This window comes from Ochrobactrum teleogrylli (assembly GCF_006376685.1).
Lineage (GTDB): Bacteria > Pseudomonadota > Alphaproteobacteria > Rhizobiales > Rhizobiaceae > Brucella > Brucella teleogrylli.
In genome coordinates this window covers 397,835-418,039 of the sequence record NZ_VEWL01000001.1, presented here as the reverse complement: position 1 = coordinate 418,039, position 20,205 = coordinate 397,835, and the positions used below count along the sequence as shown (strand labels likewise).

Below are 20,205 nucleotides of genomic sequence, written 5' to 3'. Positions count from 1 at the left end.
ATTCCTAGTTTGATGTCGATTGCTGTTGCGGGTGCTCTAATCCGAAGATGAGCGCTGAGCCGCTTTGAGCGAGATACGCCAACTTGACGTCGCCAAGCTTCACATTGGCTTCCTGACGCGGATTTAGCTGTAGTTGCATAGGCTGATCAGCAGGCTTTCCATCCACAAAGGCACCGCGTGCAAAAACCACCGGTACAGGCTCACGAAGATCGTTGTTGATGACAACAGAGATGGACGCATCAGACAGCTTTATGCTGGCCATGGTATTCACACGGCGTATTCGTTTCTGAATTTCCTCGTACTTCTCGGCGTTGAATGTCACGGCTACAGTGGGAGTTCCGTTCTCCATCCTGAACGCTTCAAAGGCCAGCAAGTAGTTGCTTTTCATTGGCTCCTCCGGTTTGGCATAGAAAAGGAGCGTCGTAGCCTTGATCGTCATCCGGTCATTGAGGCTTCCAGAAACCTTCTCGCATGCAACCAGCGATGCTTTTTCAAAAACGGACGCAACAGCTTCAACCAGCTCCTGTCCTTCCGGCTTGGAACATCTTTGAGCCAGTCCGGATTCCAGAACCTCAATAGAAATATCGACCGGAATTTGAGAAGGCTCTGATTTAGCCAGCATTTCCTGAACGTCTCGAACGTAAAGGGTGGTTGAGACATTTTGATCGCAACCGATCAAAGTCACTGAGGCAAGGCAAAAGCCCGCAATTTTCTTCAGCATGGATTTCCCCGACACCAATTCCCCAAAAGAACTCATCTAACAATAATGAGTCATATAACACCACGTTTCTTATAACGTGGCTCCGGGAAAGCCAAGCGTGTTTTGTAAGCGAATGGATATTCTCGAAAAGCTTGCTTTCAATTTGCGCCGTATCAGGGTCGCTAACGGCATTTCTCAGGACGAGTTGGCGCTCGTGTCCAACGTAGAGCGCGCCTATGTCGGCCACATTGAACGCGGCAAGAAAAACCCAACAGTGATTACCTTGGACAAACTGGCCACGGCATTGAACTGCCATATCGCGGATTTCTTCACAGAAGTTGAGGAAGAAGCGGAGAACCCAACTCTTCCACGTGGCCGTAAGGGAAATGGAGAGAAAGGGTTTCGCTAAAAGTCCTTCTCAATGCTCATTTTCACGCCACCATATTTGGACAGATAATCATCCAAGATGACATTCAGCGCAGCACCAGTCTGTTTGCAGGCGTTTGCAAAACGCATCCGATCTTCGAAGCCGACCGGCATCATTTTATAGAGCTGCATGAGTTTGTAATTGTCGTCCTTTTCCATCTTTTTTGCTGTGTCTGCCCAGATTGTACTGGTATCCAGCGAAAGAGACGCGGCAACAAGATCGACCTCCTTCAGCTTAGCTTTCAAGGGAGCCATTTGTCGTTCAGGAGCCACATGATATTCGCAGAACCCCTTTACCAGCAGATAATTCTGATAGATGTCGGAAAGAGCATTACGCGCTGCCTTCGATGTGGAAGGTGATTTACGACTTGCATCACTTTCCTCTGCGTGAGCAGCTTTGGATTGAGACGCGGCATTAGAAGCCGTTTCATGAACCGGCTTGGTCGCAGATTGCCCGCAAGCCTCCGCCCAAAGAGCGTCTGATAGTGAGATCAGTTCAGGATCAACATCCCGATTAAGCTCTTCAGCAAGCGTTTTCTCAATGCCGACCAGCGCTTTTCTCTGCTTCCAATAAACAGTACCGCTATCCGCATCGCAATAAACGTAAGCTCTCTCTGAACCTTTTTCGCCTTTACTCTGGACATCGGCTTTCACGAGATTGGCGATGGTCTTTGAATAATCCAGCGATTGCAAGCGAACCGTATAGGGCATGTCTTTCAGTGAAAGTTCTGTTTTACCGTTCAGGGTTTCGAGCCAGTTGTGAATTTCCGTCCGTTTAGAAAGCTTCGCTACGTCTTTACGGCAAGCTGCAAACCATAGTTCCCAATACAGCCGGTCAGCATTAGACGGTTCTTTACGGACATCAATCTGGTGATTGAGATTATCGCCATCCAAGACTTGCGCCATCGTATCATTGCAATTGACCACGAATTCGCTGGTCTCGCTTTCCCCACGATTGTCAGAAGCAATCACAGTCGCAATACGATTATCCTCCACACCTGTAGCTTCTACGCCTTGGAGAAAATATTCGCGATAAAGCCCTGAACGTCCTTCACTCGAAAAATGCTGAGCATTGGCCGTGAATGCCATCGTAGAAGAGACAACCGCAACGCCTGCTATCAAAAGGGGTCTATTTGCAGCGTTCATACTCGCCAGCCCCTGCAATCGAAATTTTGTTGGCGCTCAACTGCGTGATTTTCAGACTATCCCGCACAGTCTCACCCTCCGTTTCGCACAGAAACTGAATGGTGTGGCTGGTTCCCTTGTTCGTGTGTTTTATGATCGCACAGTCGCCCTCGTATCGCTTGAGGGTCTTTTTTCCGATTACGAGAAAATCTTCTGTCGTATCGTTTCGTACCGCTTTGCAGCTTTCGGCGTATTTGCCTTTCCACGTTCCAAAGATTGAACCGCCTTTTTCCGCTGAATGCACTTGTCCTGAAATGGCTGTCATTACCGTTGCGATTAAGATTGCAGAACCAATCCGTTTCATTGCCCCTCCGAATTAAAAACTGAAAGAAGTCACCGTTATCTAAAATCACGTTTTAAAACACCATAATTTGAAAGTCACGTGGTTCTGTGCATTCTAACAATTGCCATCCCTTCAAGCCTCAATCGAATGAAAGAGCACGAGTGAAACGAGATACAAATCGTGTCACAAAATCAGTATATTATCCGCGTCTCAAACTGTTCATTTTACTGTGTATGTATGCTGAATAGCCATTAGATAAGCGCTTTATAAAAGTATTTTATTTAAATGATCTCATGATCATTTCGAATAATGAGATGACGGACCAGAAAATGACCTGATCCGCCGTGGTTTGCTTTAAGCTGCGCGCCGTCTTCGATACGTCCGATAACAGTATTGGCGTCGATTTGGATTGCGCCGTATTTTATTTCTAATATGCCTTTGATACGGGAAAGTCTTCAGGCCACTTACTTGAGGTACGGTCAAATCGCTATTGTACCATGAAGGCTTGTCATATCGAGCTGCAAGTTTCGGGTGCAACTCAAGCCATAAATTTCGATCCCTCGTAGCTTTGAATCCGGCCTTTCGACGGGACTTCAGGCTAAGGGCATGACACACCATTGATCTTCTGCCGCGAAACCATCCTTGATATTCGGCATAATTTTCAAGATTGAAATATTCGATAGAATCCGGCGTGACGCCTTTAACCAGATAGTTTGCAAGAACCTTGTCTTCGTAGATGTTCACTGGGCGGATATCTATTGAATGCTCAAAGACGTTGTCTTTTCGCTTTTTTACCCATTTCGGTACTTTGCGCTTGAACTCCTCTGCCAGTTCCACTGGCACATGAACCAACCAATGGACATGAGTAAACCTATGAGGACTTTCAAAGACAAACAACCAATATGGAACGCATTTAGGAAGATTATTTCTTGAACAGGCATTGGCAAGCCACCGCCTGTAAGACTCTCGAATTTTAATGAATATTTGGTCTTCGTTAAATTCAAAGCATTTATCAAATGTAATTGTAACGAATGTATTTAAATTAAAGCCAATGAACTTAGCATAGTCAAAGGCGTGTAAAATGTTTTCTGCTCCCTTATGGGTTAGATATTCTGTATGCAATTGTTTAATTATTTAACTTTCTTTATCCTTTCAAAATTGACGATATCTAGCCTACATAAACTAGAAATCGCATCGGGGGATTCCCGGGGCTTTTGAGGATTTGCGTTTTTGAATTTTGGATTGAGAGCTCGCTATAGGAATTAGTCGGGACAAGACACGCTTAACCCCGCCTGAACGCGCCATAGCAAGAGGCCTATGAGCTCTGAAAATGTGATTTAAATTGAAATAGCTGCCGCTACGATTTACGCCGGACAGGATACACTATTTACAATACCATCATTGGAGCCAAGGCAATTCGAGGCTTTTCTTAAACTTGACAGCCTCATGCCATTCATCAAGAAGGACCTTCAATTCCCGCCTTAAACGGGGATGCTTGCTACAAAACTCGCAAGCGGCCTGAATTTCAAAAATATAACTTTCAATATCAACTGTTTCATATTTGCTATTCACTCTACATTGGTCCGTGCACCGCTACTATGGCCGTGCCTCCTGTTAATCGGATACATAAAGAGGAGATCGTAGAAGAAACTTTTGAGAGCTACTAATAAAACCTTCCGTCAATACATAAATGAACTATACAGTATTCACTGAAAAAATCAAGAAGAAAATTAATCCCAATCGGACGAAAGTAGCTTCATAACTTCGTATTTTGCTTCGAGTTCATACCCGTCACCATAATTATCCGCCATGGTTTTGTATTTGTGTCCCATAAGGTCGTGAGAAAGCTCTTCGTTGGTTTTGTGCTTTCGAAGGCGATCTTTAAAAGTATGCCGCAAGCCATAAAGTGTCTGCTTATCGTGTTCGACCAGATGATTTTCACGGAGAAATTTGTTTATCGTAGCGGACGCGGTCGCATGCCCGCTGTCGTTCGCATATCGGGTGAAACCTGTCGGGAATGCCTGAAATGCCTCAAGGGCCTTGCCGACCAACGGCATCGTCCGAAACCGCGCTTCCGCTTTGAGCCCGCGATTATCGTTTGCCTGAATCACCAGATGAGGAATTTTATGGTCGAGAACGATCTCACTCTTGGCATCTAGACCGCATAGCTCCTTGAGATTGCAACCTGTGTCGAGAACGGCGAACAAGAGATGTTTGGCACAGTCGTTCAAACCGACGAATGCATCGTCTTTGAACCAGTTCGCCTTGATGAATTCTACTGGTATTTTGGGCCGCTTATTGGTCTTTTTACCGAAAGTAAGACCTGCGAAAACCGTATCTTTCTCAATATCATATTTCTTGTAATACTCATTTATCAGCACACGTAAATGAGTGATATATTTAGAAGCCGTGTTCTCGGTAATTTTCTTGTTCTTGCCGCTCGTATCCTGAGAGAGAACGCGCGCCGTTAGCATTTTATGAAATGACTTTGCATCCGCACGTGTCACGTCTTCAAGAAATTTGTCAGCGTTCAAGTGCTCTTCAAACTTCTTCGCCGCGTTTTTCAAAGCGTTAAGATGGACACTACGCTCTCGCTTGGACCGCGTACTAAGGGCAATTGCTTGCTCTTCTTCGTAAACACCGACCAACTCTGACATCCGGACTTTTCCAGCAGAAGCGTTGATGTAAGTCAGAAAAACATCCGGGTCAGCGCTATTCTTTGCGTTGAATTGCTTGAGCCGGTTTTGTAGCTCGACAGGATTCTCTCGCAGTGTCTGCAGGTCAATATTGCGACGACCGAACGTTAAAGCTTCGTCTGCATAGAAGTCGAAAGGCTTATCATCGTCCAGCGACATATTTCGCTTTAGACGTTCAAAGTCCGCATCGACTTTTTTCTTATAGCGAGCATAACGCGCGAGAGCTTCATCGTAATCTTTAGTTTCGAGCGTTTTCTTGAACTCGGGCCGTTTTGCTAAAACGCGGTATTCAGGGGGAACGTAGCGACGGAAAACATAAGTCCCACCTCGTAGATACAAATAGGGAATGTCTTTCGAAACGCGCTTCATTTGTACCACCTTTTGTACCAAAAAATAGCACAAGAACCTCAGAAATCAAGGGATATAAGGGTTTTTGCGAGATAAATGGCGGAGGGGGTGGGATTCGAACCCACGGTACAGTCTCCTGCACGCCGGTTTTCAAGACCGGTGCCTTAAACCGCTCGGCCACCCCTCCAAGTGATTGTAATGTCTTCTTTTCCCTCAGCGGGAAAAGCAGCAAATCACCGATTTGCTAACCAATCACTCAACGGGTGACTTCTTAGCAGCTTTTATCGCCGCGTCAACTTGATCGCGACCGTTCTGTACGATCTCTCAGGGGGACAGCAACTTCGCAGGAAAACAAAAAAGGCCGGGGCAAAAACGCACCGACCTTCCTGATCCATCGCTTTCCTACCAGTGCCAGTACATCCGTGGTCAAAAGCATTAAACGATGGCGGCAATAGCGAGCAACAGACGCGTCCAGCGCTCTTAAGCTTTGCCGATGAGAGCGATATAGGTGGCCAATGTGTTCAAAACAAGTCCGTGCGGGAAAAATAGCATCTGCGCCACATCATGCTGTCCAACCGGTCGGCATTTCGCCGTTTATTGGTAATTATTATTCAATTGACCAATTCCACCAAAATTATAACAGTTCTAGGGTTGCTCTCATCGTTAATGAGACGTAAACTTGAGTTTAATTATCATCATAAAGGGAAGCCATGAGTCTGGAATCCGTAAAGGCATTTTTTGCTGACAAGGCGCCCGAAGTCGAAGTCATCGAATTGCCGACCAGCACCGCGACCGTAGCTCTGGCTGCAGAAGCGCACGGCGTGGAACCTGGCCAGATCGCAAAGACGCTTTCCTTCTCGACCAAGGACCAGACAATTCTTGTTGTCACACGCGGCGATGCGCGTATCGACAATCGCAAGTTCAAGGATCGCTTCGGCACCAAGCCACGTATGCTGGACGCCGACACCGTGCTGGCCGAAACCAGCCATCCCGTCGGCGGCGTGTGCCCCTTCGGCTTGCCGAGCGCGCTTCCCGTTTATTGCGATGTCTCGCTGAAAGCATTCGAGGAAGTGGTTCCGGCAGCGGGAGCAACAAACAGTGCGGTTCGTATTGCGCCGGACAGGATGGCCGCATTGGTAACCGCCGAGTGGATTGACGTGTGCCAGTGAAATGCTAGCCGGGCACGGGAGGCTCGCAATCAGAAAAATACGACTCGTTTTTTCCACTTTAAATGTGGAGAAAGACCTCGTATATATTAAGAACGATTCTAAACTGGACCATCAAGGAAATCCGGTTTCCATGAAAAAGCCATGAGCTGAGAGTGTTCTCGGCGCGGCTTTGTGGAGTTCAACCGAAATTTCGGTCCAGATTTTGGAACCAGGATACAAAGAGCGAGGGCATTTTCCGACCTGACTTGGTCGGGTTTGAAAATGCTCTGGACGTGCTGAAAGGAACTGTCATGCGCCTTACTCGCCAGACGAATTATGCCGTTCGGATACTCATGTACTGTGCCGCGAATGAAGGCAAGCTGAGCCGCATTCCGGAAATTGCTCGCGCTTACAGCGTTTCGGAGCTGTTTCTTTTCAAGATTTTGCAGCCGCTCGTGGAAAACGGGCTGGTAGAAACCGTGCGCGGTCGCAATGGCGGCGTGCGCCTTGGCCGTGCGGCCAACGATATCAGCCTGTTCGATGTCGTGCGCGTCACCGAAGAAAATTTCGCCATGGCGGAATGTTTTGAAAACGATGCGACCGAGTGCCCACTGGTCGATAGCTGCGCCCTTAACTCAGCGCTGCGTGAAGCGCTGAACGCCTTCTTCGGCGTCTTGATGAAATACAGCATTTCAGACCTCGTAAAAGCCCGTCCGAATGTACGCGCCCTGCTCGGTCTCGATGAAATGGAAGAACAGCGCGTCGCGAGCTAATCCTGCGACAGCGAGAGAAGCAAAAGGTCCGCTGAAAACCGGACCTTTTTTAATGCGTTGAGGTTATTCAGCGGCGGCGCGATAGGCCGATTGCGGCAGCACGAAGGGCACACCACGCGCAGGCGGCACCCCTACCCGCAGCGCGCATTCATAAACCCGTTCCAGCCGTTCATCGGTCAGCGCCTCCTGTGGGGAGCCGATTGTGTCGAGCCTGCCCTGACACATTACTGCGATCCGGTCGGCGAACATGGCCGTCAGATTGAGATCGTGCAGAATGGCGATCACGCCGCCGCCTTCAGCGGCAAAATCCCGCGCGATTTCCATCACGACGATCTGGTGCCGGATATCGAGGCTCGAAATCGGCTCATCCAGAAAAAGATAGCGCGCAGAGCCATCGACCACGGGCCTCCAGACCTGGCAAAGCACGCGGGCGAGTTGCACCCTTTGTTGCTCGCCGCCGGAAAGTTCCTGATAGAGCCTGCCGCCGAAGCCGCCAAGGTCCACCCGCTGCAAGGCGAGGTCGGGCAAGCCAGTTTCCAGATCGCGCGACAGGCCGCTATAGCCGCCTGTCAAACCGAGGCCGACGATCTCGCGCACCGTGAACGGAAAGGACAAGGCGCTCGCCTGCGGCAGCACCGCACGACGCGCTGCCATTTCCCATGGCTTGATATCCGTAAATGACCGCCCGTCCAGAAATGCACGACCCGTAAAGGGCACATCGCCGGAAAGAGCGCGCAAAAGCGTTGTCTTGCCCGATCCGTTGGGACCGACAATTGCCGTCACCTCTCCAGCGCGCGCCGTAAAATCGATGTTTTCGATGATCGACTTACCCGAGAGACGAACGCTGAGTGCCTTGGTTTCAATCATGACAGTTTCACAGATCAAGAAGGCCGCGCTGGCGCAGCAATATCCAGAGGAAGAACGGCGCGCCGCACATGGCGGTGATGATGCCGATGGGCAATTCCGCCGGTGCAACGATGGTGCGGCTGACCGCATCGGCCAGCAAAAGCAGGATGGCGCCCAGCAGAGCCGACGCAGGCAGAAGATAACGGTGATCCGGGCCGATGCTGAGACGCAGCATATGCGGCACCACGATACCGATAAAGCCAATGCCGCCCGCTACCGCCACGGTCGCGCCAGTGGCCGCAGCCACGGTAACGATGGCGACATTCTTGATGCGCTGCACCTGAATGCCGAGATGTCCGGCGGCGGCTTCGCCCAATGCCAGAGCGTTGAGACCGCGCGCCAGCATTGGCGCTGCAATCAGCACCACGGCGATAATGGGTCCGGCAGCGACAATCTTGCTCCAGGTTGCGCCCGCAAGTGAGCCAAGCCCCCAGAAGGTCAGATCGCGCAACTGCCGGTCGTCGGCCATATAGACCAGAACGCCGGTCGCAGCCCCCGCCAGCGCGCCAAGCGCGATGCCCGCCAAAAGCATGGTGGCAACAGAGGTGCGCCCGCGTCGGGTCGCAACCCGGTAGAGCAACAAGGTTGTGGCAAGGCCGCCGAAGAAGGCAGCCAATGGCAGCGCGTAGATGCCGAGAACGGCGATAACAGGCGCCAGAACGGTGCCGCCCAATACGATCATCGACACCGCACCAAGACTGGCGCCCGAGGCCACGCCCACCAGACCCGGATCGGCAAGCGGATTGCGGAACAGGCCCTGCATGACGGCACCAGACACGGCAAGCCCCGCACCGATCAACATGCCGAGGATAATGCGCGGCAGGCGGATTTCCATAATAATCAGATGATCACGCTGGAAGGTTTCCGCGCCCTCGCCGCCAGCAAACCCGCGCAGCAGCGTGAGAAGCGAAGCATCCGAAGCCCCTGCCGTGAGGCTGAACAAAGCTGTCAGGCAGAGGACAACCGCCAGCACGACCAGCACATTGCGCGCGCGTTGCGTGCGATCCCCGACCTTCGCGCCGGTTGCACCAGCGTTCTTCCGATTGTCTCCGGCTCGATGACGCATGGTGAAGGGCTCTCCGCCTGCCACACGGCCTTGGCTGGTCATTTGCTTATTCCTCATGTCGGATGCGTGATCCGATTATTGCGCTGCTGGCGCACCATAGAGTTTTGCCGACAATTCACGAATGGCAGCACCGGTGCGCGGGCCAAAGCCCAGCAGATAAAGCGCGTCCATGGCGACGACATTTTTGTTGCGGCCCGCAGGTGTGCTTGCAATGGCCGGGTTCTTCAAAAGTTCATCCGGACCGACACCGTCACCGCCATTGTTCATCATCAAAATCATATCCGGTGCGGCCTTGCCGATGGCTTCATCGGTCAGCTGCTTGTAACCGGGATATTCAGTGATGACGTTCACACCACCTGCAAGCTTGATCATGCCGTCAGCCGCAGTATCCGTTCCAGACGCCATCAGACGCCCACTAGCGCCGTTCAAAACGAACAGTACGCGCTTGCGTTGCTCATGCGCAGCGGCGGCCTTTTCAGCAGCCTGAAGATCGCTCGCAACGCTATCCGCCAGCGCCCTGGCTTTGTCTTCGAGGCCAAGCGCCTTGCCGACTGCTTCGATCTTCGCAATGACGCTTTCGCCGGTATAATCTTCCGGCACGATGACCATCGGCACCGAGGCCTTCTTCAAGACCTCCAGCGTGTCCTGCGGCCCGCTGCCCTGAATGAGCAGGATGCCGGTCGGGTTGACCGACAGCACCCCTTCGGGTGCCAGCCGGCGCATATAACCGACATCTGGCAGAGCCTTCGATTCCGCTGGATAGGTGCTGGTCTGGTCGCGCGCGACAAGCATCTTTTCCGCGCCAAGCGCATAGATGATCTCCGTCAGCGGCCCGCCCACGGAAACAATGCGGGACGTATCGGCAAAACGCTCGACGGTATCGGCACCGGCAATGCCGGTTGCCAATGACCAAGCCAAAGCGGCGACAGCCCCAATGCGCATGAAACGTGCTGAAATGACAGACATGATGCGCGTCCTATGCAGCGGTCGACCGGGGAAGACGCGGCAGGTTTTCAGCAATCATGCGCCAGTCGGCCAATTCCGCCTCACCTTCGTGACGCTCACCGAAGAACTGCACAATCAGTTCGCCATTGGCGTCGTAAGCTTCCAGCGAAGTCACATGACCGTCCTTGGTCGGCTTGCGCACGACCCACGCGTCGGCAATGTGATCGAGACGCAGATGCATGTGGAAGGTCGGATCAAGCACATTGAGCCATGGGCCCATCATCTTGATCTCATAGATCGGGCCGGTATGGATCTGGATGCAGCCGCGATTGCCGACAAAGCACATGATCGGCAGCTGTTGCTGCACAGCGTGGTTCATCATCGCTTCCACGGATGAAAGATCAACACGCCATGCGAAATCCTGTCCGGCGAGATGCACGGCCTGATGGCGGTCAACGCCAAAATCCTTCAGCAGCCCCATGAACTGATGCACATCGGTCAAAGCGCTCCAGCGCTCGCGAAAGGCATCGGTATCGACAAGCGCGACATTGGCCTTTGCACCTTTCGGCGCAATCGCGGTCGTTTCGATAGAACCCGACTGATCATCAAGCAGAAGTTCGGTGACAAGCGCCTCATAGGCTTCAACATCGGATGCCGGGCGCAGGTGAATCTTGTGCACGGCCTCACCGGAGGCATCGAAGAATTGGAGGCTGCGGCGCAGTTCCTCGCCGTCCTTCTTGCGAACCGCGAAACCATGCACCCAATGCTTCGGGAAAATACGCAGATCAATCTGCTTGCCCAGCACGATTGAGGCATGCGGGCCCCAAACGGCCTTTTCGAACGGTCCGATCTTTTCGTGCACGACACTTTCGTTGCGCGTCAGCGCCATCACTTCGCCAAGGGTCGAAGCGCGCTTAAGCAATGTCTCGACATCCGCGCGAATGCGGCGGGCCGAAATGGCGGCATCGTCGCCGAGGCCACAATGGGCAGCAACGAAATCAGCTTCTGAAATACCGAGGCTCTGCGCGAAATCGCGTTCGCGCGCCTTCGGGTTGTCCGCCCGTGCCTGGAGAATCTGCTCTGGGGAGGGCTTGGAATGTTGCGTCATGTGTGTCGTGCCTACTTGTTCAAAATGAGCTTGCCTTGGCGGGTAATCTTGAGGCGATAGAGCGATCCGCCATGCTCTATCCCTACCTCGCGGGAGCCGTCGAAAAGTTCGCGGCTGCCATAAGTTTTGATCTGCGCTTCTTTCAGGGTCGCGCGAATCGGCGGCGCGGTGCGCTCAACCGAACGCCCCGTTCGGTCGCCAGTATTGTCGCCTGCCGGACCGTCGATCATGCGATTGGCAGAACGGTCGGCGGCGTGCCCGCGAGGCAAACGCACTTGCATGTCGATATGAATACGCCTGTTCATTTTATCGCCCTGACGTTGACTTGAAAGCTCCGCTCGGAAGCCCGTTTTTCACAAAACCATATCCGCCTGTTCGTCGCGAAATTGATTTGTTGACATCACTAGTCATGTTTACTAATCACTGCATTACTGGATTAATCGAGTCAAGTTTAAATCTCGCCCTTCCAGCGCAAGCCACGAAGAATTCGTCTTCGCCAGCCAGCAGAGCTGCCTCCATATTGGAAGCATTCTAAACAATTGAATTCTCAGGGCTTCCTGCCGTGTCTCAGGTCGGCGGGGGAGCACACTTGCGCAGAGGAAATACAGCAATGCGGGCGACTGGTGGGGTACACAAGCGTTCATTCCTGGCGAGCAGCGGGCTCGCCGTCATTCTTGTCGCAATGGCATCGCAGTCATGGGCGCAGGAGCAAAAAGCAGCCGAAGGCGAAAACGACGTCAAGCTGAAGACGATCACCATCCGGGGCGATGGCGCCAGGGGTGATGCGACCTACAACACGCCCGCCGCCGTCAGCACTGTTTCCAGCGAAGAGCTTCGCCGCAACGGCGATGTGAAGCTGGACGATGTGCTACGCGACAAGCCGGGCGTCTTCACCCGCATGAACGGCTCCCAGCCCGGCGTGGCCGTCAATATTCGTGGCTTTGAAGGTTCCGGACGCGTCAACATGATGGTCGATGGAGTTCGTCAGAACTTCCGCTTCACCGGCCATGAGGCACAGGGCTTCACCTATGTCGATCCGAACCTTCTCGCCGATATCGACATTTCGCGCGGCGCAGTGACCGGCGCTGGTGGCGGCGGGCTCGCAGGCAGCGTTAATTTCCGCACGCTCGGCGTGGATGACATCGTCCGTCAGGGCCAGCAATATGGCGTTCTCGGTCGCGCCTCGTGGGGCAGCAACGGCGTCGGTTTCTCTGAAATGCTGGCCGCCGGTGCGCGCGTCAATTCGATGGGCGTTGCCGCAGCCATCAGCCGCCGCGATTCCAACAATTACAAGAATGGCGATGGCGTTGAACAGCCGGATACCGGTCAGGAACTGACCTCCGGGCTCGTCAAAACCGAGTTCGGCTTCGGCGAAGATCACAAGCTGGCGCTTGGCGGTGTTTTTTACAACAACGATTTTGGTGCCAATTCCTACGATCAGAACGTCAAGAACAAGACGTTCACGGCGAATTACACCTACAATCCGTCGGATAACGACCTGATCGACCTGCATGTCAACGCTTACTACAATCGCCTCGACATGACCTATTACAACAGCCTGTCCACGGGCCTTCCGGGCAGCGCGACAGGCCGTGGCATCACCGACAAGGGCTATGGCTTCGATATTTCGAACACATCGCGCTTCAATGTCGGCGAAGTGGGCGTCAAGTGGAACTACGGCGTCGAATATTTCCGCGACAACATTTCGGGCGACAATTCCGGCGTCAATCCAGTCGACGGACGCAGCAGCAACGGCGCAGTCTTCTCCGAAACCACCTTCAGCTACGGCATTGTCGACCTGATCGCCGGCCTGCGCTACGACTTCTTCAACACTTCTGGCAGCGCCGATACCGGCCTTGCCAATTTCGGTGACGGCGGCCTCTACGACGTCGATATTTCCAAGCAGCGCCTCGATCCGAAAATCACGCTGGCGATCAACGCGACCGACTGGTTGCAGCCATACGTGACCTATTCCCAGAGCATGCGTTCGCCAACGCTGCAGGAAACCATGTTGGGCGGCAACCATCCCGGCTCGACAAGCGTCAGCTTCCTGCCGAATCCGACCCTATTGCCTGAAACCCAGAAGGGTTGGGAAATCGGCGTCAACCTCAAGAAAGACGATCTGTTTCTTGCCGGAGACTCGCTGCGTCTGAAGGCCGATTATTACGACATGGATGTCGAGGACTACATCACGTCCACGTTCAACCCGACCTATCGCAAGTACCAGTTCGTCAATGTCGACGGCACTTCGCAGGTGCGCGGCTTCGAACTCGAAGCGATGTATGACGCAGGCATGGCCTTCGGCGGCATCACCTATACCCACTCGAAGTCGGATCTTCCAGCGCAGACCCCAGGTCTCGGTGCAGGTCAGTACATGCCGGATGATGTCTTCTCGGTTAGCGGTGGTGCGCGTTTCCTCGAACGCAAGCTGACGGTTGGCGGTCGCTACTCCTATGTTTCGGGCGGCGATACCGTCGGTTACACCGGCGTTACCCAGTCCGACAGCTATGGCCTCGTGGATGTGTTCGCCAATTACAAGTTCACCGAGAACGTCGATCTGACTTTGAAGGTCAATAACCTGTTCGACAAGAGCTATACGCCATTCCTGAGCACATCCGGCTCCGGTCAGGGCCGTACGTTCCTCATGGCGACACAGTTCCAGTTCTGACCATGGCGGGCGCCTGATCGCCCGCTTTAACCGTCGCATCTGTGAAGACCGGCCCACCTTCTGACCGCGGCTGTGGCCTTCTGATCCCGAGATGCGACACGGCGCGTGCGGCCTTGACCCCGCACGCGCCTGAAATTCGAATTCAGTTTTCTGGCCATGCCGGCCCGAAAACCCATATAGTCGATCTAAAGCCAGTCCAAACCCAATGGAAAAGGATGAGCCATGTTCATAGCCATGAATCGCTTCAAGGTGCGTGTCGGCAGCGAAGCCGATTTCGAAGCCGTCTGGAAAAACCGCGATTCCACGCTTTCCGAGCTGCCGGGCTTCGAAACGTTCCACCTGCTGCGCGGCGCAACCAATGAGGAAGAAGGCTATACGCTCTATGCTTCCCATACGGTCTGGCGCAGCCGCGAAGACTTTGTCTTCTGGACCAAGTCGGAACAGTTCCGCGAAGCGCATCGCAATGCCGGAACCAACAAGCCTCTCTATCTTGGCCCACCGCAGTTTGAAGGCTTCAGCGCCGTCGAAGGCGCCTAGTGGATTGAATTTGGCGTTTTAATCCCGGCTGACACATAAGCTGTTTCAAACGTCAAATTCGAAAAAGCCATCGGATTACGCTTCAAGCCATTGCCACGCCCACCTTTTCCACATGGGTGCGGCGAAATGGCACAGCCTCTATCGGTATAGCTTCAACGCCGTTGCAGATAGAGCATTTTAACAGATAATTAGTGTTTAAACATGGGTAGTTAACTCATATTTAGAATGATTCTAAGTTATTGTTTTTTAGAACATTTCAAAAACATAGAATTTGACAGACACCCCGCTCGCCAGCCATAACCTGACCTAGTTTGGCGAGTTTAACAGACCGTCGAAATAGACCTTTAATGTTCGGGCCTTTAACCCTTGCAATTGGAGGAACCATTGTCCGGTTCATCTTGGCCTTGCGCCACCAGTAAAATAACGCTGCGCGTTTCCTGCGGCAATCTTGAAGTAGAAGTACCGGGCAATCAGGTAAACTTCCTCCGTTTTTCGCATTCCGCGTCGGGTTTTTACTGGCAAAACGGCATGGGAGTATCCATCTCATGCTAGTTTGTAGCTGTAACGTCATCACAGATAAAGATATCGAAGCAGTTGTGATCGAACTTCTCGATCAGGACTGCTGGCAGCTTATCGTCCCCGGCACCGTCTATAATGCCATGTCCAAGCGCGGCCGCTGCTGCGGCTGCTTCCCAAACGTCGTAGAAACGATCATAAGGGTGACTGAAGAGTATCATCTTCGTCACAACCAAATGGACGAAAACGTTATCCAGTTCATGGATCGTGTACGTTCTCTACGCGACAAATTCGGGAGTTCATGGAATGAAAGGCGAACCAAAGGTCATCGAGCGGCTTAACGAGGCTCTGTTTCTCGAGCTCGGCGCCGTCAACCAGTATTGGCTGCACTACCGCCTGCTGAACGACTGGGGTTTCACGCGTCTTGCCAAGAAAGAGCGTGAAGAATCCATCGAAGAGATGCATCACGCTGACAAGATCATCGACCGCATCATCTTCCTCGAAGGTCACCCAAACCTGCAGACTCTCGCACCGCTGCGCATCGGCCAGAACGTCAAGGAAGTTCTGGAAGCCGATCTTGCCGGTGAATATGACGCTCGTGCTTCCTACAAGAAGTCGCGCGAAATCTGCGACGAGCTTGGCGACTACGTTTCCAAGCAGCTTTTCGACGAGCTTCTGGCGGATGAAGAAGGTCATATCGACTTCCTCGAAACCCAGCTCGACCTGCTGTCCAAGATCGGTGAAGAACGCTACGGCCTGCTGAACGCTGCTCCCGCCGACGCTGCCGAATAAGCCTGTTTCACAGGATGTTATGAAACCGGGACCTCGAGTCCCGGTTTTTTTATTGCCTATAACAACCCGCCGCTTTTCGATGCTGCGGCCCTGGCTGCGGCAACACTACCCGGCATCCAAGCTTTACCTTGGCCCCTTGGTCGTGGTATTGCGCGCGCAATTTCCGAAATTTGCAAGGTTTCCCCCAATGAGCGCACCGCGCGTCAGTTTCGTTTCACTTGGCTGCCCGAAGGCGCTGGTTGATTCCGAACGCATCATCACCAGCCTCCGCTCGGAAGGCTATGAAATCTCCCGCAAGCATGACGGCGCCGATCTGGTGATCGTCAACACCTGCGGCTTTCTCGATTCTGCCCGCGATGAGTCGCTTGATGCCATCGGCCTCGCTCTCAACGAAAACGGCAAGGTGATCGTCACCGGCTGCCTGGGTGCCGAACCGGAGGTCATTCGCGAACGTCACCCGAATGTTCTCGCCATCACCGGCCCACAGGCCTATGAAAGCGTCATGAGTGCCGTGCACGAAGCTGCCCCGCCCGCGCATGATCCGTTCGTTGATCTGGTGCCGCCGCAGGGTGTGAAGCTCACGCCGCGCCATTATGCCTATCTGAAAATTTCGGAAGGCTGCTCGAACCGCTGCTCTTTCTGCATCATTCCGGCGCTGCGCGGCGATCTCGTCTCGCGCCCGATTGATCAGGTGCTGCGCGAGGCCGAGAAGCTGGTGAGCGCCGGGGTCAAGGAAATCCTTGTTATCTCTCAGGATACGAGCGCCTACGGCCTCGACATCAAGTATCAGGAAGCTATGTGGCAGGACCGTACGGTCCGCACCAAGTTCCTCGATTTGTCACGAGAGCTGGGCGACATGGGCGTATGGGTGCGCATGCACTATGTCTATCCCTACCCGCACGTCGACGAAGTCATTCCGCTGATGGCGGAGGGCAAAATCCTGCCTTACCTCGATATTCCGTTCCAGCATGCTTCGCCTGCGGTTCTGAAAAACATGCGCCGCCCAGCCCATCAGGAAAAGACCTCGCGCCGCATTCAGGCATGGCGTGAAACCTGCCCTGATCTGGCGGTGCGCTCGACCTTTATTGTCGGCTATCCGGGTGAAACGGAAGAGGATTTCCAGCTGCTGCTCGACTGGCTCGACGAGGCCAAGATCGAACGCGCGGGCTGCTTCAAATATGAGCCGGTCAAGGGTGCAAAGGCCAATGATCTTGGTCTTGAGCAGGTGCCGGAAGAAATCAAGGAAGCCCGCTGGCATCGTTTCATGGCTAAGCAACAGCAGATATCCACCAATCTTCTCAAGAAGAAGGTCGGCAAGCGTCTGCCGGTCATTATTGACGAGGCAAACGGCACCGTTGCCAAGGGCCGCACCCGCTATGACGCACCCGAAATCGACGGTAGCGTGCATATCCAGTCGCGCCGACCGCTGCGCGTCGGCGATATTGTGACTGTAAAGATCGAAGCGAGCGACGCCTACGATCTGCACGGCATTGCGGTCTGATGGTGGCTCCGGCTGCCATTGCCATCAGAAAAGCAACATCGGCAGATGTGGCGGCTATCGTCGCCATGCTTGCCGATGACGCGCTTGGCGCAAAGCGCGAAGACGCCAGCCTGCCATTGCGCGACGAATATCGGAATGCCTTCGCAGCCATCGATGCCGATCCGAACCAGTTTCTGGCCGTGGTCGAGCATGACGGGCGGATCATTGGCTGCATGCAGCTGAGCTTCATTCCGGGCCTGTCTCGCCTGGGCCAATGGCGCGGCCAGATCGAAAGTGTGCGTATAGCGAGCGATATTCGCGGCGGCGGTATCGGTCGTCAGATGATCGAATGGGCCATTGAGAAATGCCGCGAACGGGGCTGCGGGCTGGTGCAGCTCACCACGGACAAATCCCGTTCCGATGCGCTGCGTTTTTATCAGTCGCTTGGTTTCACCGACAGTCATGAAGGCTTTAAACTGTCGCTTTAGGAAAGCTCTGTAAAAAGCTTATAATAAAGAAAAAGGGCGCTTGAGGCGCCCTTCTTTTTTGCCTGTGAACGATGCTTACTGCGGGAGCTTGTCGTCCACGCCAGCGACGTAGAAATTCAGGCCAAGCAGGGTCTTGTCGTCGGCCTGTTCGCCAGCCTTCAGCCATTCCGAACCGTCCTGCTTCTTGATCGGGCCGGTGAAAGGCTTCAGTTCGCCAGACTTGATCTTGGCTTCGGTTTCCTCGGCCAGTTTCTTCACGTCATCCGGCATGTTGGTGTAAGGCGCCATCTTGACGAGGCCTTCCTTCATGCCCCACCAGACATTCTGGCTCTTCCAGCTGCCGTCGAGAACAGCCTTGGTGCGGTCGATATAGTATGGACCCCATTCGTCCACGACTGCCGTAAGCTGCGTGTCGGGGGCGAACTTGATCATGTCCGAAGCCTGACCAAAAGCCTTGATGCCGCGATCATGCGCCACCTGAATGGCAGCGGTGGAATCGGTGTGCTGAGTGATGATGTCCACGCCCTGATCGATCAGAGCCTTGGCGGCATCAGCTTCCTTGCCCGGATCGAACCAGGAATTGACCCAGATTACCTTGACCTTGAATTCAGGATTGATCGACTGTGCGCCGAGCATAAAGGCATTGATGCCCTGCACGACTTCCGGAACCGGCACTGAGGCGATGTAACCGGCAACGCCCTTGGTCGACATCTTGGCGGCGATCACGCCCTGCACATAACGGCCTTCATAGAAGCGCGCATTATAGGCTGACATGTTGTCGGCGGTCTTATAGCCGGTCGCATGCTCGAACTTCACCTTCGGGAACTTCTTGGCGACCTTGACGGTCGGGTCCATATAGCCGAACGAGGTCGTGAAAATCAGCTGATTGCCAGCGCGCGCCAGACGTTCGATGGAACGCTCGGCGTCAGCACCTTCCGGCACGTTTTCAAGAAAGGTGGTCTCGATCTTGTCGCCCAGCGCTTCGACCAGTTCCTTGCGCGCCTGATCATGCTGATAGGTCCAGCCGAAGTCGCCCGGAGGTCCGATATAGATGAAGCCCACTTTGAGTTTGTCTTCTGCATGCGCCGCGCCGCCGAGCATAAAGCTGGCAGCGGTGGCGATGGCCATAAGCGTCTTTTTCATGGTCCCTGCACTCCTTGTTTGCACCCTATAAAAACGAAACCGTCCTGTCGTGGGAACCGGTTCGCGTTTAACCCCTATCTGTCCGGAACGAACGGCTTACCGAGCGACGCAGGCGTGTTCATCATCGTCAGGCGCTTGTTGCGCGAGATGATGACCAGCACCACGATGGTCGCGATATAGGGCAACGCCGAAAGCAATTGCGACGGCAGGCCGAAACCAAGCGCCTGCGCATGCAGCTGGCCGATGGTCACAGCGCCAAAAAGATAAGCCCCGATCAGCACCCGCCATGGTCGCCACGACGCAAAAACGACGAGCGCCAAAGCGATCCAGCCGCGACCGGCGGTCATGTTTTCCACCCATTGCGGCACATAGACGAGCGAGAGTTGCGCGCCCGCAAGGCCTGCGCAGGCACCGCCGAACAGCACCGCCAGATAGCGTGTGCGCACCACATGCACGCCAAGCGCATGGGCGGAACCGTGGCTGTCGCCAATGGCGCGCAAGGTGAGCCCCGCGCGCGTGCGAAACAGGAACCACGTCACTGCTGCAACCAGCATGAGCGAGAAGTAAAAGATCGGGTCTTGCCCGAACAGGAACCGCCCAACCAGCGGAATCTCGGTGAGATATGGAATGTGGATGGCATCGAGCCGGACACCCGGAACACCAACAAAGCTTTCGCCCAACAGTGCTGAAGCGCCGATACCCAGAATAGTGAGAGCAAGGCCCGTTGCCACCTGGTTGGTGACGAGTGTGAGCGTCAGGAAGCCGAAAATGGCCGAGAACAGGGTTCCAACGGCTATGCCCGCCAATAGGCCGAGCCATGCCGAGCCGGTGAGCTGCGCCGCCGCAAAGCCGGAAACAGCGCCCATCAGCATCATGCCTTCGACGCCAAGATTGAGAACGCCCGAACGTTCAACCACCAATTCTCCAATGGCTGCGATCAGCAGCGGTGTTGCGGCGGTGGCGATGGTGAGAAGAATGGCCTGTGTCAGTTCCATCG

21 protein-coding genes and 1 tRNA gene are annotated in these 20,205 nt (G+C 53.8%); 9 read left to right on the top strand and 13 right to left on the bottom strand.

Going from position 1 to position 20,205, the window contains the following annotated elements; all coding sequences use genetic code 11:
* Positions 1 to 4: 4 nt before the first annotated feature.
* A complete protein-coding gene (locus FIC94_RS01835; protein ID WP_140023724.1) occupies positions 5 to 721 on the bottom strand; it encodes a DUF7424 family protein in 717 nt (238 codons plus the stop codon).
* Between the two features lie 112 nt (positions 722 to 833).
* On the opposite strand from FIC94_RS01835, the gene FIC94_RS01830 reads away from it, so the two are divergent.
* Positions 834 to 1,109, top strand: a complete 276-nt coding sequence (locus FIC94_RS01830; RefSeq protein WP_180917874.1) for a helix-turn-helix domain-containing protein — start codon at positions 834 to 836, stop codon at positions 1,107 to 1,109.
* Here FIC94_RS01830 and FIC94_RS01825 read toward each other — a convergent pair.
* From FIC94_RS01825 to FIC94_RS01805, 5 genes are all read right to left on the bottom strand, one after another.
* Complete coding sequence (locus FIC94_RS01825) at positions 1,106 to 2,272, bottom strand: hypothetical protein (protein WP_140023723.1); 1,167 nt, start codon at positions 2,270 to 2,272, stop codon at positions 1,106 to 1,108. The genes FIC94_RS01830 and FIC94_RS01825 overlap by 4 nt on opposite strands.
* Positions 2,256 to 2,615 carry a hypothetical protein gene (locus FIC94_RS01820; protein ID WP_140023722.1) on the bottom strand — a complete coding sequence of 120 codons (360 nt, stop codon included), beginning with the start codon at positions 2,613 to 2,615 and terminating at the stop codon, positions 2,256 to 2,258. The genes FIC94_RS01825 and FIC94_RS01820 overlap by 17 nt, the downstream gene beginning before the upstream one ends.
* 333 nt (positions 2,616 to 2,948) lie before the next feature.
* Entirely contained in the window at positions 2,949 to 3,716 is a 768-nt protein-coding gene (locus tag FIC94_RS01815) for a hypothetical protein (RefSeq protein ID WP_140023721.1), read from the bottom strand.
* Between the two features lie 608 nt (positions 3,717 to 4,324).
* Positions 4,325 to 5,659, bottom strand: coding sequence for a DUF6538 domain-containing protein (locus FIC94_RS01810; protein WP_140023720.1), 1,335 nt, complete (start codon positions 5,657 to 5,659; stop codon positions 4,325 to 4,327).
* Positions 5,660 to 5,735: 76 nt separating this feature from the next.
* A tRNA-Ser gene (locus FIC94_RS01805) sits at positions 5,736 to 5,825 on the bottom strand.
* Positions 5,826 to 6,348: 523 nt separating this feature from the next.
* On the opposite strand from FIC94_RS01805, the gene FIC94_RS01800 reads away from it, so the two are divergent.
* On the top strand, positions 6,349 to 6,807 hold the full coding sequence (locus FIC94_RS01800) for a YbaK/EbsC family protein (RefSeq protein ID WP_121538813.1): 459 nt from the start codon (positions 6,349 to 6,351) through the stop codon (positions 6,805 to 6,807).
* Between the two features lie 290 nt (positions 6,808 to 7,097).
* Positions 7,098 to 7,559: an iron-responsive transcriptional regulator RirA gene (gene rirA / locus FIC94_RS01795; RefSeq protein ID WP_109367509.1), complete on the top strand. Its 462-nt coding sequence runs from the start codon at positions 7,098 to 7,100 to the stop codon at positions 7,557 to 7,559.
* Positions 7,560 to 7,622: 63 nt separating this feature from the next.
* On the opposite strand, the gene FIC94_RS01790 is transcribed toward rirA, so the two are convergent.
* The 5 genes from FIC94_RS01790 to hemP form a co-directional block, all read right to left on the bottom strand.
* A complete protein-coding gene (locus tag FIC94_RS01790) occupies positions 7,623 to 8,426 on the bottom strand; it encodes a heme ABC transporter ATP-binding protein (RefSeq protein ID WP_140023719.1) in 804 nt (267 codons plus the stop codon).
* Positions 8,427 to 8,433: 7 nt separating this feature from the next.
* Entirely contained in the window at positions 8,434 to 9,531 is a 1,098-nt protein-coding gene (locus tag FIC94_RS01785; RefSeq protein ID WP_140024019.1) for a FecCD family ABC transporter permease, read from the bottom strand.
* Positions 9,532 to 9,606: 75 nt separating this feature from the next.
* Positions 9,607 to 10,497 (bottom strand): heme/hemin ABC transporter substrate-binding protein, encoded by an 891-nt coding sequence (locus tag FIC94_RS01780; protein WP_140023718.1) that lies wholly within the window; start codon positions 10,495 to 10,497, stop codon positions 9,607 to 9,609.
* Between the two features lie 10 nt (positions 10,498 to 10,507).
* A complete protein-coding gene (locus FIC94_RS01775) occupies positions 10,508 to 11,584 on the bottom strand; it encodes a hemin-degrading factor (RefSeq protein ID WP_140023717.1) in 1,077 nt (358 codons plus the stop codon).
* Between the two features lie 11 nt (positions 11,585 to 11,595).
* A complete protein-coding gene (hemP, locus tag FIC94_RS01770; RefSeq protein ID WP_371830888.1) occupies positions 11,596 to 11,814 on the bottom strand; it encodes a hemin uptake protein HemP in 219 nt (72 codons plus the stop codon).
* Positions 11,815 to 12,194: 380 nt separating this feature from the next.
* On the opposite strand from hemP, the gene FIC94_RS01765 reads away from it, so the two are divergent.
* From FIC94_RS01765 to FIC94_RS01740, 6 genes are all read left to right on the top strand, one after another.
* Positions 12,195 to 14,252, top strand: a complete 2,058-nt coding sequence (locus FIC94_RS01765; protein WP_140023715.1) for a TonB-dependent receptor domain-containing protein — start codon at positions 12,195 to 12,197, stop codon at positions 14,250 to 14,252.
* A 222-nt stretch (positions 14,253 to 14,474) separates the two neighbouring features.
* On the top strand, positions 14,475 to 14,789 hold the full coding sequence (gene hmuQ / locus FIC94_RS01760; protein WP_140023714.1) for a heme-degrading protein HmuQ: 315 nt from the start codon (positions 14,475 to 14,477) through the stop codon (positions 14,787 to 14,789).
* Positions 14,790 to 15,334: 545 nt separating this feature from the next.
* A complete protein-coding gene (locus FIC94_RS01755) occupies positions 15,335 to 15,646 on the top strand; it encodes a (2Fe-2S)-binding protein (RefSeq protein WP_109367516.1) in 312 nt (103 codons plus the stop codon).
* A complete protein-coding gene (gene bfr, locus FIC94_RS01750) occupies positions 15,612 to 16,097 on the top strand; it encodes a bacterioferritin (protein ID WP_109367517.1) in 486 nt (161 codons plus the stop codon). The genes FIC94_RS01755 and bfr overlap by 35 nt, the downstream gene beginning before the upstream one ends.
* 187 nt (positions 16,098 to 16,284) lie before the next feature.
* On the top strand, positions 16,285 to 17,598 hold the full coding sequence (gene rimO, locus FIC94_RS01745) for a 30S ribosomal protein S12 methylthiotransferase RimO (protein ID WP_121538809.1): 1,314 nt from the start codon (positions 16,285 to 16,287) through the stop codon (positions 17,596 to 17,598).
* Positions 17,598 to 18,065: a GNAT family N-acetyltransferase gene (locus FIC94_RS01740; RefSeq protein ID WP_140023713.1), complete on the top strand. Its 468-nt coding sequence runs from the start codon at positions 17,598 to 17,600 to the stop codon at positions 18,063 to 18,065. The genes rimO and FIC94_RS01740 overlap by 1 nt, the downstream gene beginning before the upstream one ends.
* Positions 18,066 to 18,140: 75 nt before the next feature.
* Here the strand turns inward: FIC94_RS01740 and FIC94_RS01735 are convergent, their stop codons facing one another.
* Positions 18,141 to 19,208, bottom strand: coding sequence for a BMP family ABC transporter substrate-binding protein (locus FIC94_RS01735; RefSeq protein WP_121539622.1), 1,068 nt, complete (start codon positions 19,206 to 19,208; stop codon positions 18,141 to 18,143).
* A 74-nt stretch (positions 19,209 to 19,282) separates the two neighbouring features.
* A complete protein-coding gene (locus FIC94_RS01730) occupies positions 19,283 to 20,203 on the bottom strand; it encodes an ABC transporter permease (RefSeq protein ID WP_140023712.1) in 921 nt (306 codons plus the stop codon).
* Positions 20,204 to 20,205 lie beyond the last annotated feature (2 nt).

Coding starts and splice junctions, on each gene's coding strand:
- FIC94_RS01835 (WP_140023724.1), bottom strand. CDS start 721: ATGCTGAAGAAAATTGCGGGCTTTTGCCTTGCCTCAGTGACTTTGATC.
- FIC94_RS01830 (WP_180917874.1), top strand. CDS start 834: ATGGATATTCTCGAAAAGCTTGCTTTCAATTTGCGCCGTATCAGGGTC.
- FIC94_RS01825 (WP_140023723.1), bottom strand. CDS start 2,272: ATGAACGCTGCAAATAGACCCCTTTTGATAGCAGGCGTTGCGGTTGTC.
- FIC94_RS01820 (WP_140023722.1), bottom strand. CDS start 2,615: ATGAAACGGATTGGTTCTGCAATCTTAATCGCAACGGTAATGACAGCC.
- FIC94_RS01810 (WP_140023720.1), bottom strand. CDS start 5,659: ATGAAGCGCGTTTCGAAAGACATTCCCTATTTGTATCTACGAGGTGGG.
- FIC94_RS01800 (WP_121538813.1), top strand. CDS start 6,349: ATGAGTCTGGAATCCGTAAAGGCATTTTTTGCTGACAAGGCGCCCGAA.
- rirA (WP_109367509.1), top strand. CDS start 7,098: ATGCGCCTTACTCGCCAGACGAATTATGCCGTTCGGATACTCATGTAC.
- FIC94_RS01790 (WP_140023719.1), bottom strand. CDS start 8,426: ATGATTGAAACCAAGGCACTCAGCGTTCGTCTCTCGGGTAAGTCGATC.
- FIC94_RS01785 (WP_140024019.1), bottom strand. CDS start 9,531: ATGCGTCATCGAGCCGGAGACAATCGGAAGAACGCTGGTGCAACCGGC.
- FIC94_RS01780 (WP_140023718.1), bottom strand. CDS start 10,497: ATGTCTGTCATTTCAGCACGTTTCATGCGCATTGGGGCTGTCGCCGCT.
- FIC94_RS01775 (WP_140023717.1), bottom strand. CDS start 11,584: ATGACGCAACATTCCAAGCCCTCCCCAGAGCAGATTCTCCAGGCACGG.
- hemP (WP_371830888.1), bottom strand. CDS start 11,814: ATGATCGACGGTCCGGCAGGCGACAATACTGGCGACCGAACGGGGCGT.
- FIC94_RS01765 (WP_140023715.1), top strand. CDS start 12,195: ATGCGGGCGACTGGTGGGGTACACAAGCGTTCATTCCTGGCGAGCAGC.
- hmuQ (WP_140023714.1), top strand. CDS start 14,475: ATGTTCATAGCCATGAATCGCTTCAAGGTGCGTGTCGGCAGCGAAGCC.
- FIC94_RS01755 (WP_109367516.1), top strand. CDS start 15,335: ATGCTAGTTTGTAGCTGTAACGTCATCACAGATAAAGATATCGAAGCA.
- bfr (WP_109367517.1), top strand. CDS start 15,612: ATGAAAGGCGAACCAAAGGTCATCGAGCGGCTTAACGAGGCTCTGTTT.
- rimO (WP_121538809.1), top strand. CDS start 16,285: ATGAGCGCACCGCGCGTCAGTTTCGTTTCACTTGGCTGCCCGAAGGCG.
- FIC94_RS01740 (WP_140023713.1), top strand. CDS start 17,598: ATGGTGGCTCCGGCTGCCATTGCCATCAGAAAAGCAACATCGGCAGAT.
- FIC94_RS01735 (WP_121539622.1), bottom strand. CDS start 19,208: ATGAAAAAGACGCTTATGGCCATCGCCACCGCTGCCAGCTTTATGCTC.
- FIC94_RS01730 (WP_140023712.1), bottom strand. CDS start 20,203: ATGGAACTGACACAGGCCATTCTTCTCACCATCGCCACCGCCGCAACA.